11 protein-coding genes are annotated in these 13,418 nt (G+C 63.2%); 8 read left to right on the top strand and 3 right to left on the bottom strand.

The features are described from left to right. The first annotated feature begins 52 nt into the window (after positions 1-52). The 3 genes from dapD (at position 53) to BLT50_RS14000 (ending at position 1,755) form a co-directional block, all read left to right on the top strand. Positions 53-880: a 2,3,4,5-tetrahydropyridine-2,6-dicarboxylate N-succinyltransferase gene (dapD, locus tag BLT50_RS14010; RefSeq protein ID WP_090029329.1), complete on the top strand. Its 828-nt coding sequence runs from the start codon at positions 53-55 to the stop codon at positions 878-880. A 104-nt stretch (positions 881-984) separates the two neighbouring features. Then, the gene (locus BLT50_RS14005; protein WP_090029328.1) at positions 985-1,383 is read left to right on the top strand and encodes a rhodanese-like domain-containing protein; all 399 of its coding nucleotides are present in this window, start codon (positions 985-987) and stop codon (positions 1,381-1,383) included. A 48-nt stretch (positions 1,384-1,431) separates the two neighbouring features. Beyond that, positions 1,432-1,755, top strand: a complete 324-nt coding sequence (locus BLT50_RS14000; protein WP_090029327.1) for a hypothetical protein — start codon at positions 1,432-1,434, stop codon at positions 1,753-1,755. On the opposite strand, the gene BLT50_RS13995 is transcribed toward BLT50_RS14000, so the two are convergent. Continuing rightward, positions 1,756-2,850 (bottom strand): Hint domain-containing protein, encoded by a 1,095-nt coding sequence (locus BLT50_RS13995; RefSeq protein WP_090029326.1) that lies wholly within the window; start codon positions 2,848-2,850, stop codon positions 1,756-1,758. It abuts the gene before it with no gap. Beyond that, positions 2,850-4,430, bottom strand: coding sequence for a Hint domain-containing protein (locus tag BLT50_RS13990; protein ID WP_090029325.1), 1,581 nt, complete (start codon positions 4,428-4,430; stop codon positions 2,850-2,852). Before BLT50_RS13990 ends, BLT50_RS13995 begins: the two co-directional genes overlap by 1 nt. A gap of 288 nt (positions 4,431-4,718) precedes the next feature. Between BLT50_RS13990 and dapE the strand changes: the two genes are divergently transcribed. The 4 genes from dapE to rpsO all read left to right on the top strand — a co-directional run bounded on the left by dapE (position 4,719) and on the right by rpsO (position 10,110). Beyond that, positions 4,719-5,885 (top strand): succinyl-diaminopimelate desuccinylase, encoded by a 1,167-nt coding sequence (gene dapE / locus BLT50_RS13985; RefSeq protein WP_090029324.1) that lies wholly within the window; start codon positions 4,719-4,721, stop codon positions 5,883-5,885. A gap of 64 nt (positions 5,886-5,949) precedes the next feature. Beyond that, the gene (rnr, locus tag BLT50_RS13980) at positions 5,950-8,226 is read left to right on the top strand and encodes a ribonuclease R (RefSeq protein ID WP_090029323.1); all 2,277 of its coding nucleotides are present in this window, start codon (positions 5,950-5,952) and stop codon (positions 8,224-8,226) included. 154 nt (positions 8,227-8,380) lie between these two features. Further along, positions 8,381-9,697, top strand: coding sequence for a lytic murein transglycosylase (locus BLT50_RS13975; protein ID WP_090029322.1), 1,317 nt, complete (start codon positions 8,381-8,383; stop codon positions 9,695-9,697). 143 nt (positions 9,698-9,840) lie between these two features. Continuing rightward, positions 9,841-10,110, top strand: a complete 270-nt coding sequence (rpsO, locus tag BLT50_RS13970; protein ID WP_090029321.1) for a 30S ribosomal protein S15 — start codon at positions 9,841-9,843, stop codon at positions 10,108-10,110. A 78-nt stretch (positions 10,111-10,188) separates the two neighbouring features. Here the strand turns inward: rpsO and BLT50_RS13965 are convergent, their stop codons facing one another. Then, positions 10,189-10,905 (bottom strand): SGNH/GDSL hydrolase family protein, encoded by a 717-nt coding sequence (locus BLT50_RS13965; protein ID WP_245723395.1) that lies wholly within the window; start codon positions 10,903-10,905, stop codon positions 10,189-10,191. 321 nt (positions 10,906-11,226) lie between these two features. Here BLT50_RS13965 and pnp point away from each other — a divergent pair, with 321 nt between their 5' ends. Beyond that, complete coding sequence (pnp, locus tag BLT50_RS13960) at positions 11,227-13,359, top strand: polyribonucleotide nucleotidyltransferase (RefSeq protein WP_090029399.1); 2,133 nt, start codon at positions 11,227-11,229, stop codon at positions 13,357-13,359. The last annotated feature ends 59 nt before the right edge of the window (positions 13,360-13,418 follow it).

Raw genomic sequence — 13,418 nt, 5'->3', positions numbered from 1 at the left:
GCCCTTATAGCGCTTGGTCAGACCGCAACAGGCGCCACGAGGGAGAGCCACGATGTCCAACGCCCAGCTCGAAGCTGCAATCGAAGCCGCGTGGGAAGCACGCGATACCATCACCCCCGCCACGACCGGCGAAACCCGCGAGGCGATCGAAGACACGCTGAACGCCCTGGATAGCGGCCAGTTGCGCGTGGCCGAGCGCCGCGAAAATGGCGACTGGCATGTGAACCAGTGGGCCAAAAAGGCGGTTCTTCTGGGCTTCCGCATCAAGGACATGGAAATCCAGTCCGGCGGCCCGCAGGATGGCGGCTGGTGGGACAAGGTGGACAGCAAGTTCGCCGGCTGGGGTGAAAACCAGTGGCGCGCCGCCGGGTTCCGCGCGGTCCCCAACTGCGTCGTTCGCAAATCGGCCTATATCGCGCCGGGCGTGGTGCTCATGCCCTCCTTCGTCAACCTGGGCGCCTATGTCGACGAGGGCACGATGGTCGACACCTGGGCGACCGTCGGCAGCTGCGCGCAGATCGGCAAGGGTGTGCATCTGTCGGGCGGCGTCGGCATCGGCGGCGTGCTGGAACCGATGCAGGCGGGGCCGACGATCATCGAGGACAACTGCTTTATCGGCGCCCGCTCCGAGGTGGTCGAGGGCTGCATCATCCGCGAAGGCTCGGTCCTGGGCATGGGGGTCTATATCGGTAAGTCGACCAAGATCGTCGACCGCGAAACCGGCGAAGTCATGTATGGCGAGGTGCCGCCCTATTCGGTGGTGGTGTCCGGCTCGATGCCGTCGAAGAACGGGATCAACCTCTATTGCGCGGTGATCGTGAAACGCGTCGATGAACAGACGCGCTCCAAGACCGGCATCAACGAACTGCTGCGCGACTGAGCCCGCAAATCGTTCCGAAACCGCCCGGCCCCTGCGTCCGGGCGGTTTTCTTTTGCGCCCGGCTCTGAGATGGTTACGCGCGCAAACAGGCAGGGAGAGATGACATGAAACGCGTATCCGACATGGTGGCAGCCGCGAACGAGGTGATCGACCACGCACCGGCAGCCGACCTACTGAACCTGCACGGCGCCGAGGGCGTGACCTTCGTCGATCTGCGCGACCCGCGCGAGTTGGAGCGCGACGGCATGATCCCAGGGGCCTTTCACTGCCCGCGCGGCATGCTGGAGTTCTGGATCGACCCGGAAAGCCCCTATGCCAAGCCGCAGTTCCAATCCGGTAACCGTTTCGTTTTCTATTGCGCATCGGGCTGGCGGTCTGCCTTGTCAGCAAAAGTGGCGCAGGAGATGGGGCTGCCGAATGTCAGCCACATCACCGACGGGTTCTCGGGCTGGAAGGCCGCTGGCGGGCCGGTCGGCGAGAAGCCACAGAAAACCGCGCGGTAAAGACACGAAACCGCGCGGTTTGCGCATGATCACAGGGACAGTTGGGACATGACCAAGGAAAAGAAACCGCAGCAGGTCTATACACTGGTCGTCGAACTGGGCCGCAAGGCCGGGGATGGGCTTCCCGACAAATCCACCGGCGCGGCGCTGATCTGCTATGCTTCGGGCGTCGACGAGTCCGAGGCGGTGCGCGAAACGGTGGCGATCCTCAAACAGGCGGATATGGCACCGCTCGACGTCACCGGCCACGGAACGCTGGCCGAACGTCAGGATGCGGGCGAGGATATCCCCGACGAAGAACGCGCGCTGATGGATCGCGCATTGGCCGAGAATGCCGTGATCGTGGCGCAGATGACCCCGTTTTTCGACTGATCAGGCGGCGCGGTTTTCGGCCAGTGTGATCGCTTCGAACGGGCGCAGCACCGGATAGGTGGAAAGCGCGTGCTCGGGCAACAGGTTGCGGTCGAACTCGGCCAGAAGGCTGGCATTCAACATCACCGGCTTGCGCCGGATACGCCCGACGAACATGGTTTCCAGATCGGCCCCAGCGGCGCGCACGGCTTCGCATCCGGGAAGGATGATGTCGTGATAGGTGATGGTCGTCGCGCTGTTCGCGTAGAACGCCGACACGCCGTTCACGAGGTGACGCGCCGGCACCAGAACGCAGGGCCGGTCGAACATGTATTCGACATCGGACCCGCTGAGCATTAGCCGCTGCTCAGGCGCGACGAGGATATCCCGCCGCAGCCCGAAGTAAGGGGCGCGCAGGCGGATCGGCCTGAACGAGCCGCGCGCAGGAACGACACGCCGCACGGTTTGCAGCACCGGCACACCAGACCCATCGCTGCCCAGCACGATATCGCCGCGCTTGAGTTGCGAGACTTCGGTCTGCCCGTTCGGAGTCGCGATGGGCAGGTGCGCAGTCATCGTGGGCATCGGACCGATCGGTTCGATCTCGGTCGAAATGGCCATGAACCTGACATGCCTGTCCATGTCGCGCGAACGCGGCTCGGATATCATGTGCCGCAACTCGGCCAGCGGCATGGGCATGGGCGCGCGCAGATCGGTCATGGCGATGTGGCCCGTTCCGATATGTTCCAGGGCCAGCCGTGCCCACCGTGCGGGCGCGTCCCAGGAATAGGTCACGCGCAACGGCGCCCCGGCTGTCACGCCTTCGAGCGTCGCGGCGGCATGAAGACGGTCGTTTCCGAGCCCGGTCACCAGCGCGACACCGCCACCGGGCAAAGCTTGCACCGACAGGCCGAACTGCCACGGGAATCCGCCCTGATAGTTGAACAGGCTCAGCGGTCTGCCATCGCTCGCAAGGAGCGTTTCGATCATCACCGAGCCGCGCGCCAGCAAACCGTCGTCGCCCAGGCGCGCGGTCGACGCGGTCCCGGCATCACATCCCAGCCCGGATTTCGAAAACCGCGCCTCTGCGTGGTCGGCCAATGCAATCCAGGCCATCAGGCCACCTTCCTTTCGGAAAGCCACAGCTGCGCTTCGTAGGCGCGCAGTGTTCTGCGTGCGGCAGGGCTGTAGCCTTCTCCCGTTTCTGGATCGAGCTCGGGGAAGAGGGCGCAGATTTCGGCGAGGGTCTCGGGGGCAAAGCTTCGTGCGGTTTGCGGCCCCGGCAGGAAGCTTTCGGTTTCCAGCCCTTCGGAGAACACGACCTGCTGCCGGTCGAACATGAGGTGAATGTATTCGACATCGCCGCCTTCGATGCGGCGGACCGAGTTGTCGTTCACAAGATGCTTGGCCGCGACCAGAACCTCGGAGTCACCGAACATCAACTCGGCAAGGCTGTCGCGTATGAGGATGCGGTGTTCGGGCGAGACCCAAAGCTCCTGATGCGTGCCAAAGGTGCCCGCGCGAATGCAGATGGGGGCGAACGCGCCTGTGGCCTGAACCTTGCGCCGCCCGATCCAGCGCAGCGGTTGCGGGCCGTCGTCGCGCGTCATCACCGGATCGCCCGGCTCCAGCCAGTCTACGGGCACATCGCCCGTGGGTGTTCGTATCAGCGTACCGGCGACGAAACAGGGGATCGAGTCGATGGTGACGAAACCGGTGTCGCTCTGACCCGTGCTGCTTTCGACCGTGTAGGTGAAGTTGATGGTTTCGATGTCGCCGTCGCCAGTGGCGGTCAGTGTGCCGTCGGCGTTGAGCGTGACAGTCTGACCGGACCCCAGGGTTATGGTGCTTCCGGCGGTGACCGGCTGGCCGTTGATATGCGTGATCGTCAGGCTGCCGCCGGTGGAGTTCACGTCATTGGCCAACACGTCGAGATTGACCGACCCGTTGGGATAGATCGAGTCGCTGTCGGCCTGCGCCACCAGGGTTGTCTGAACCGAGTTTCCGGCGATCAACAGCGTCGAGTCGTAGTTGGAGTCGACCACGTCCGCGACACCGATACGGATCGAGTTCACCTGCCCTGCGTTCACCGGGATGGTCAACGTCATGGTGATGGTGAAACCGTCCATCTCGGTGTTGTACTGATCGCCGGTATTGTCGACGAAAAGGTTACCGTTCGAACCGGCATTCAGGTTGTTCGGATCGATGTCGCCATCGCCGACTTCAAGATCGACCTGGGTGCCGTTGATCCAGACACCGACGAAGTCCTGGTAGGCGCCGTTTGCATATTCGGGATATTCCTCGGAGGCGAAGACGAACTGCATCGTCATGACGTCGCCGGTCGGAATGAAATCGACGTCCAGATAGGCCGCGTCGTATGTGTTCGATCCCGCTGCCGCGTTGAACTCGGCAACGTTGTTCGGCCCGCTGGAGGAGCTGGTCGTGTTCGAATTGAGGTTCGACTGCCACCGCGAATTGTTGGTGAAGCTGCGCAAATCACCGGTGGACAGCATCACACCGGTATCTCCGGGTGTCACACCTGGCGAAATGCTGTCGCCATCGCTGTAGATACCTGACGAGTCCCGATCACCGGTATAGGACGCGCTGACGACTGTGACACCGTCGCCGAAAATTTCTTGCGCCATCTGAACGGCGGACGCGTTTCTGTCGATTGGTATTTCAACACCCGCAACCATTGACCTGCCTCACGCAATCCTGTCGAGGCCGGGCACACGGGACAGCCGCGCAAAGCGCGGAAAATCCGTAAACTGCTCGTCTGGCGCGGGTCCGGTTTTCCGGTTTTTTCGCGCCTTTACCCTGCCTCTGGGTTTTTCATTGGCTTGAATAAGCACGATTTTTTTCTTTTTGTTAACCCTTTATGCACACCGAAAGCCCGTGATTGCCCCTTTCTTGCGTTTTTTTGGTCACATTTGCCTCGCCCCGCGTTCCGCGCTAGGCCAAGGCAGCTCATCAAGGAGACCCATATGCCAAAAGACCTGCCCGACCGGATCGATGCCGCCGACCTGACGGCCCGTCTGATACGCTGCCCCTCGGTCACGCCCGAAGAAGGCGGCGCGCTGGCACTGCTGCAAGACCTGCTGGAAGCGGCGGGGTTCGCGTGCGCCCGTGTCGACCGCGGCGACGTTTCGAACCTGTTCGCGCGCTGGGGCGCCAAGGGGCATGGCCGGACATTCGGATTCAACGGGCATACGGATGTGGTGCCCGTAGGCGACGCAGATGCCTGGTCAAAACCGCCGTTTTCCGGCGAGGTCGATGCCGACGGCGTGATCTGGGGCCGGGGCGCGACCGACATGAAATCGGGTGTTGCGGCCTTTGCCGCGGCCGCGGTGGATTTCGTGCGCGACACGCCACCGGACGGGGCGATCGTCCTGGCAATCACCGGCGACGAGGAAGGCGATGCCGTGGATGGCACGACGGCCTTGCTCGACTGGATGGAGGCGCAGGGCGAACGCATGAGCGTGTGCATTGTCGGCGAACCCACCTGCCCGAACCGTATGGGCGAGATGATCAAGATCGGGCGGCGCGGGTCGATGAACGCGCATTTCACGATTACCGGCGTGCAGGGGCATTCGGCCTATCCGCACCGCGCCAGGAACCCACTACCGGCGATGGCCCGGCTGATGGACCGTCTGGCCAGCCACGAACTGGATCAGGGCACCGAACATTTCGACGCCTCGACGCTGGCCGTGGTCACCATCGACACCGGCAACCCGGCGACCAACGTCATACCCGCCAGGTGCCGCAGCGCAGTGAACATCCGGTTCAACGACATCCACACCGGCGCAAGCCTGACCGACTGGCTGCAGCAGGAGACGGATCGCGTGGCCGAGGAATTCGGGGTCGGCATCGACATGCAGATCAAGATCTCGGGCGAGGCGTTTCTGACCCCGCCTGGGCCGCTGTCCGATCTGGTATCGAAGGCGGTCGAGGCGGAGACCGGCGTCGTGCCGGAGCTCAGCACCACGGGCGGCACCTCGGATGCGCGGTTCGTCAAAAGCCACTGCCCCGTGGTGGAATTCGGCCTGGTCGGCCACTTCATGCACCAGGTCGACGAACGCGTGCCCAGCGAACAGGTGCACCAGTTGAAAGGCATCTACACCCGTATTCTGCGGAACTATTTCGCCGCATGAGATCATCGGCGCGGGCCGCGTTTCCCGCATGACGCGCCTGCGCGGCTGTGATACGTCACGAGCCATGAGCAAGCTGCCCACCAAGGACGAGATCCTGCAATGGATCTCGGATAACCCGACCCTCACTTCGAAACGCGACATCGCCAAGGCCTTTGGTATCAAGGGGGCTGCGCGGATCGACCTCAAGCGCATCCTCAAGGAGCTTGAGGCCGAGGGGCATCTGAACAAGCGCAAGAAAACCTACCGCGACCCCGACAAGCTGCCGCCAGTGAGCGTCTTGCAGGTGAGCGAACCTTCGGCGGATGGCGATCTGTTTGCGCGTCCTCTGGAATGGCAGGGCGAGGGCAAGGAGCCGGTGGTGCTGGTCGTGCCGCGCGCCTCCGATCCGGCACTGGGCGAGGGCGACCGCATCCTTGCCCGCCTGCAAGAGGTGAAAGCCGAGGATCACCAGTACGAAGCCCGGCTGATCCGGCGCATCGGGCAGAATCCGCACAAGGTGCTTGGCGTCTTCCGCAAGGGTGCCGAGGGCGGGCGCATCCTGCCCATCGACAAGGGCGACGGCAAGGAATGGACGGTGCCTCCGGGTGCGACCGGCGGCGCCAAGGATGGCGAGCTGGTCGAGGCCGAACAATCGGGGCCAAAGGGTCGGATGGGCCTGCCCCGTGCGCGCATCGTCACCCGCCTGGGCGACCCGTCCGAGCCGCGCGCAGTCAGCCTGATCGCGATCCATCAGCATGGCATCCCCGACGATTTCCCCGACGACGTGATCGCCGAGGCCGACAAGATGAAACCCGCGGGCCTTTCCGGGCGCGAGGACATGCGCGACATGCCCCTGGTCACCATCGACCCGTCGGATGCGCGGGACCATGACGACGCCTGCTGGGCGCATGATGACGACGACCCGCGCAACGAGGGTGGCCACGTGATCTGGGTCGCCATCGCGGATGTGGCGCATTACGTGACACCCGGCAGCGCATTGGACCGCGAGGCGCGCAAGCGCGGCAATTCCAGCTACTTCCCCGACCGCGTGGTGCCGATGCTGCCCGACCGGCTGTCAGGCGACCTGTGTTCGCTGCATGAAGGCGTGCCGCGCGCCTGTATCGCCGTGCGCATGCAGATCAGCGCCGATGGCACCAAGATCGGGCACCGTTTCGTGCGCGGGCTGATGCGGTCTGTCGCTTCGCTGAACTACCAGGAGGTCCAGGCCGCGCGGGATGGCGACGCCAACGAAAAATGCGCGCCGCTGATGGATCAGGTGATCAATCCGCTTTACGACGCCTACGAGGCGCTGGTCGCCGCGCGCAAAAGACGTCAGCCGCTGGATCTGGACCTGCCGGAACGCAAGGTGATCCTGTCGGAGGAAGGCAAGGTCACATCGGTCGATTTCGCAGAGCGGCTGGACGCGCACCGCCTGATCGAAGAGTTCATGGTGCTGGCCAACGTGGCCGCCGCCGAAGAGCTGATCACCCGCAAATCGCCGCTGCTGTTCCGTGTCCACGAGGAACCCAGCCCCGAAAAGCTGGATGCGCTGCGCGAAACGGCGGAAAGTGCCGGGCTGGTCCTGGCCAAGGGGCAGGTTCTGAAAACCCAGCACCTGAACCGCCTGCTATCCCAGGCCGAAGGCACCGAACATGACGAGCTGATCAACATGTCGACGCTAAGGGCGATGACACAGGCCTATTACAGCCCCGCGAATTTCGGCCATTTCGGCCTGGCGCTTCAGGCCTATGCGCATTTCACATCGCCCATCCGGCGCTATTCCGACCTGATCGTGCACCGTGCGCTGATCACGGCGCACAAATGGGGCAAGGACGGGCTGAGCCCGCACGACATCGAAGACCTCGAACAGACGGCCACGCATATCAGCGAAACCGAGCGGCGCTCGATGATGGCCGAACGCGACACGACAGACCGCTACCTTGCGGCCTTTCTGTCGGAAAAGGTGGGCAGCACGTTCACCGGCCGGATCAGCGGCATCGCCAAGTTCGGCGTTTTCGTCAAGCTGGACGAAACCGGTGCGGACGGGCTGATCCCGATGCGAAACCTCGGGCAGGAATATTTCCATTTCGACCGCGATGCCGGGACGCTTCTGGGCGCTGACACCGGTACGGTGATTTCGCTGGGGCAGCGGGTGCGGGTGAAACTGGTCGAGGCGGCGCCGGTCAGCGGCGGCATCGCGCTGGAACTGCTGGAACTGGCCGGCAACGCAATGCCCGGAGCGCGCGGCGGCAGACCGGGGCGCGGGCGCGGCAAGGGTGGCGGACCAGTCAAGCGCCAGGCTGCCAAGGCCAAGCGCAAGGATGCCAAGGTCAAGCGAAAGCTCAAGCGGAAGGGCCGGTGACGACCGGGGGCTCTGCCCCCGAACCCCTGTAGGTATTACCGGCAATATGTAGCGGCGGGGTTTTGCCGTAATCGCCCGGCCAGCCAGAAAGCCGGGTTTGCGAAGCGCGGCAATCACGCTACGATCCTCTCCAAGAAAAACAACGAGGCGAGCGATGCGTATGCGGTTTTTTCTGCCCGCGGTGGCAGGTCTGTTCCTGGGCGTTGGCGTGGCTGCGGCGGGACCGGTGGAACAGTCCCTGCGGCCCGAGTTGCGCCCGTTCGGAGCAGATCCACAAGTTTCCGATCACACCAGTCTGCGCCCAAGCGCCCGTCCGGCCGACCTGAGCACCGATCCCGTCGTATCGACGAAGAACGCGGCATTCCAGCGTTGGGTCGATCAATACAAGGCGCGTGCCCGGTCGCGCGGAATCAGCGCATCTGTGGTCAACCAGGCGTTTCGCGGCGTGCGCTACAATGCTGACGTGATCGCCAAGGATCGCAATCAGGCCGAATTCAAAAAGCAGATCTGGGATTACCTGGACAACGCCGTCAGTTCCGACCGCGTGGAAAAAGGCCAGCGCGCGCTGCGTGCCAACCGGCGCACCCTGGACCGGATCGAACAGGTTTATGGCGTTGAAAAGGAAGTTGTCACCGCCGTCTGGGGGCTGGAAACCTATTACGGCGAAAAGCGCGGCACGCTCGACGTGATCGAAGCGATGGCCACTCTGGCTTTTGACGGACGCCGCGGCGCGTTCTTTGAAAAGCAGTTGTTCGCCGCCCTGCAGATCCTGCAGTCGGGGGACGTGGCCCCGCGCAGCATGCAAGGATCCTGGGCTGGCGCGATGGGGCATACGCAGTTCATCCCGACATCCTACCTTGCCTATGCGGTGGATTTCACCGGCGACGGAAAGCGCGACATCTGGTCGAACAACCCGGCTGACGCGCTGGCCTCGACCGCGGCCTACCTGAAAAGGTTCGGATGGAAGAAGGGTCAGCCCTGGGGTGTCGAAGTACGCCTGCCGCAGGGGTTCACCCCAACCGGCGACACGCGCCGGATGCCGTCGGACTGGGCCGCGCGCGGCGTGGTCGCGATGAGCAACGGACGCGCGGTGCCCGACTATGGCGCAGCCGCCATCCTGTTGCCCGCCGGCACGCGCGGTGCGGCCTTCATGGTGTTCGACAATTTCAACGTCATCAAACGCTACAACAATGCCGATGCCTATGCGATCGGCGTCGGCCACCTGGCGGACCGGATCGCGGGCGGACCGCCGATCCAGGCGGAATGGCCGCGCGGCTACAAACCGTTGAATTTCGACCAGCGCAAGGAATTGCAGACCCGGTTGAAACGCAAAGGGTATGGCGTGGAAAAGATCGACGGCATCGTCGGCCCGAACACGGTTGCGGCGATCCGCGCCTTTCAGCAATCCGCCGGGGTCGAACCTGACGGCTATCCCAGCCAGGCGGTGCTGCAACTCTTGCGCAGCCGATAGGGCACGCGCCCCCTTTTCAAAACGGCGGATATCCCGTATACGCCCGCATCCGCTCGGGGAATCTCTCGTGCGGATACTCCATTGGACCTTGCTGGACGACATCCCGGCTTGTGCCCAGAACCCTTAGAACCAAGGAGACCCCGATGTCGATCACTGCAGAAGACAAAGCCCGCGTCATCAAGGAATTCGCCACCAAGGACGGCGACACCGGTTCGCCCGAGGTGCAGGTTGCAATCCTGACGTCGCGCATCAACACGCTGACCGAGCATTTCAAGACCCACAAGAAGGACAACCACGGTCGTCGTGGCCTTCTGAAGCTGGTTGCTCAGCGCCGCAAGCTGCTGGACTACCTGAAGGGCAAGGAAGAGAGCCGTTACCAGGATCTCATCCAGCGCCTCGGCATCCGCCGCTAAGCGCACCCGATCCGGGAATTCAAACGCCCGCCCTGAAAAGGGGCGGGCGTTTTCTTTTTCGCGGCGGTCCGTGCCTGCCTATCTCTGGCGGTCGAGTTTGCGGATCAGGGCCGCCACCCTCTTGCCGATTGCCGTGCTGCCCTTGACGGACGGATGGATGCCATCCGCGGCGTGGAACGAAGTGTCCCCATCGGGAACAAGATCGGCGTTCGACAGAAACCACACCCCTTCGATCTGGCGCGCCATGACGGACAGCCGCGCCTCGAACGCGTCGCCCTCGTTGCGGCAATGATCGATCACCGTGGTCCAGCCGGGGCTGCGCAGGTAGCCGACATAGATGACGCGCGCACCGGTCTGACGGATTCTGCGCATGAGATCGGGCACTGCGCCGGTCTTTCCATCGGGGCTGACCATGCGGTCCATGCGACGCTGGCACCGGCTGCACCCGCAGCCAAGCCACAGATCGTTGCCGCCCCCGGTGACGATAACCCAGTCGGGATTTTCCTTGCCGAACTGCGCGCTGATCCGCATGCCCATCGCGCCTGTTATCGGCAGCGCATAGATCATGTGCGCACCGGATACCGCACGGCTTTCCACCGGCTCCTTGAGGATCGTGGATACGACTTGCGGGATCGACCGTGCGGCAAGTGAGTTCCACGCCATAAGCGAGTCGCCGATTGCAAGGATACGCGCCGTGGGGCGCGCCGGTTCCTCGGCGCCCTGCGTGGCGGCCGGTCCGGGTAAGCATAGCGTGGCAACCAGAATGGCCGCGATCAAAGTCGACAGAAATCGCACCCCGACCCCTTTTGTATTCGGTTCCACGGTCGCCACCCAGCCGCGCCGCACAACATTGCCCCGACACGATACATAGCAAACAACCTACCGGGAGTTGAACCGCATATTCCCGAAATGCCGCCCGGTTTTCGGATTGCGCCTGAAAAGGTTGTTCACAACTCTTTGCTTTCAAAAAGTTGCAAAACACTGTAAGGCGCCCCCATCTGAGACGTGACGCTCTGACCCCGGCGCATGGAAGGATGAAGGGGTCGGCGGCAATGGGGCCGCCATTCAAACGGGGACCCGGGATACGCCCGGGAGTGCCCCAGACAGGAAACGATGATGTTCAAAATTACGACGAAAACGATGCAGTGGGGCGATGAGACGCTCACACTGGAAACGGGCAAGGTTGCCCGCCAGGCAGATGGCTCGGTCATCGCCACCCTCGGTGAAACCTCGGTGATGGCAAACGTGACCTTCGCCAAGGAACCCAAGCCCGGTCAGGATTTCTTTCCGCTGACCGTGCACTACCAGGAAAAATACTATGCCGCGGGCAAGGTGCCCGGCGGCTTCTTCAAGCGCGAGGCACGTCCGACCGAAAAGGAAACGCTGACCGCGCGCCTGATCGACCGTCCGATCCGTCCGCTGTTCGTGGATGGTTTCAAGCACGAAGTGCTGGTGATGTGCACCGTGCTGTCGCACGATCTGGAGAACGATCCCGATATCGTTGCCATGATCGCCGCAAGCGCCGCACTGACGATTTCGGGCGTTCCGTTCATGGGCCCGATCGCGGGCTGCCGCGTCGGCTTTGTCGATGGCGAATACGTGCTGAACCCGGCTGTCGACGACATGCAGGATCTGCGCCTCAAGCCTGAACAGCGCCTCGACCTTGTCGTTGCCGGCACCAAAGAAGCCGTGATGATGGTCGAATCCGAAGCTTACGAGCTGACCGAAGCGGAAATGCTGGGCGCCGTGACCTTTGCGCACGAGCAGATCCAGCCGGTGATCGACCTGATCATCGACCTGGCCGAAGATGCCGCGAAAGAGCCGTTCGACTTCCAGCCGCCGGATTACAGCGACCTGTACGCAGCCGTCAAAGCCGCAGGCGAAGACCAGATGCGCGCCGCGTTCGCGATCAAGGACAAGCAGGAGCGCACCGCAGCCGTTGCCGCCGCGCGCCAGGCGATCAAGGAAAAGCTGACCGAAGAGCAGCTGGAAGATTCCAACCTGGGATCGGCCATGAAAAAGCTCGAAGCCGGCATCCTGCGCGGTGACGTGGTCAAGGGCGGCAGCCGTATCGACGGCCGTTCGACCACCGATGTGCGCCAGATCGTCTGTGAAACCGGCCTGCTGCCGCGCACGCACGGCTCGGCCCTGTTCACCCGCGGGGAGACCCAGGGCCTCGTCGTGACCACGCTGGGCACCGGCGACGACGAACAGATCATCGACGCGCTGCATGGGAATTTCCGCTCGAACTTCCTGCTGCACTACAACTTCCCACCCTACTCGGTCGGTGAGGCTGGCCGCGTCGGCCCTCCGGGACGCCGCGAAATCGGTCACGGCAAACTGGCCTGGCGCGCGCTTCAGGCCGTGCTGCCGGCGCCGACCGACTTCCCCTACACCATCCGCGTCGTGTCCGAGATCACCGAATCCAACGGCTCCAGCTCGATGGCATCGGTCTGCGGCGGTTCGCTGTCGATGATGGACGCGGGCGTGCCGCTGAAATCGGCCGTCGCCGGCGTGGCGATGGGCCTGATCCTGGAAGACGATGGCGACTATGCGATCCTGACCGACATCCTGGGTGACGAAGACCACCTTGGCGACATGGACTTCAAGGTTGCAGGTACCGAAAACGGCATCACCTCGCTTCAGATGGACATCAAGGTCGCGGGCATCACGCCCGAGATCATGGAAAAGGCCCTGGCGCAAGCCAAGGAAGGCCGGATGCACATTCTGGGCGAGATGAACAAGGCGATCTCGGGTGCGGCGGACTTCTCGGTCCACGCACCGCGCATCGAAACGATGCAGATCCCGACCGACAAGATCCGCGAAGTGATCGGCTCGGGCGGCAAGGTGATCCGCGAAATCGTCGAAGTGTCGGGCGCAAAGGTCGACATCAACGACGAAGGCATCATCAAGATCGCATCGCCCAATGCCGAAGCCATCCAGAAGGCGTACGACATGATCCACTCGATCGTGGCCGAGCCGGAAGAAGGCGGTATCTACAAAGGCAAGGTCGTGAAGATCGTCGATTTCGGCGCCTTCGTGAACTTCTTTGGCAAGCGCGACGGTCTGGTGCACGTGTCCCAGATCGAAAACCGCCGCCTGAACCATCCTTCGGACGTCCTGAAGGAAGGCCAGGAAGTGTGGGTCAAGCTGCTTGGCTTCGATGACCGCGGCAAGGTGCGCCTGTCGATGAAAGTCGTCGACCAGGAAACCGGCGAAGAGGTCGCCAAGGAAGACGCAGCCGAATAAGGCCGCGCCCTTTCCCGAAAACCGAAAAGCCCCGGCTGTCATGCCGGGGCTTTTTCTTT

It is taken from the genome of Lutimaribacter saemankumensis, from assembly GCF_900100005.1.
In the GTDB taxonomy this organism is placed as follows: domain Bacteria; phylum Pseudomonadota; class Alphaproteobacteria; order Rhodobacterales; family Rhodobacteraceae; genus Lutimaribacter; species Lutimaribacter saemankumensis.
The sequence above is the reverse complement of the archived record's forward strand: the minus strand, read 5'-3'. Positions and strand labels throughout refer to the sequence as shown.

Excerpts from the sequence above, each read along its gene's own strand:
- dapD (WP_090029329.1), top strand. The coding sequence starts at position 53 with ATGTCCAACGCCCAGCTCGAAGCTGCAATCGAAGCCGCGTGGGAAGCA.
- BLT50_RS14005 (WP_090029328.1), top strand. The coding sequence starts at position 985 with ATGAAACGCGTATCCGACATGGTGGCAGCCGCGAACGAGGTGATCGAC.
- BLT50_RS14000 (WP_090029327.1), top strand. The coding sequence starts at position 1,432 with ATGACCAAGGAAAAGAAACCGCAGCAGGTCTATACACTGGTCGTCGAA.
- BLT50_RS13995 (WP_090029326.1), bottom strand. The coding sequence starts at position 2,850 with ATGGCCTGGATTGCATTGGCCGACCACGCAGAGGCGCGGTTTTCGAAA.
- BLT50_RS13990 (WP_090029325.1), bottom strand. The coding sequence starts at position 4,430 with ATGGTTGCGGGTGTTGAAATACCAATCGACAGAAACGCGTCCGCCGTT.
- dapE (WP_090029324.1), top strand. The coding sequence starts at position 4,719 with ATGCCAAAAGACCTGCCCGACCGGATCGATGCCGCCGACCTGACGGCC.
- rnr (WP_090029323.1), top strand. The coding sequence starts at position 5,950 with ATGAGCAAGCTGCCCACCAAGGACGAGATCCTGCAATGGATCTCGGAT.
- BLT50_RS13975 (WP_090029322.1), top strand. The coding sequence starts at position 8,381 with ATGCGTATGCGGTTTTTTCTGCCCGCGGTGGCAGGTCTGTTCCTGGGC.
- rpsO (WP_090029321.1), top strand. The coding sequence starts at position 9,841 with ATGTCGATCACTGCAGAAGACAAAGCCCGCGTCATCAAGGAATTCGCC.
- pnp (WP_090029399.1), top strand. The coding sequence starts at position 11,227 with ATGTTCAAAATTACGACGAAAACGATGCAGTGGGGCGATGAGACGCTC.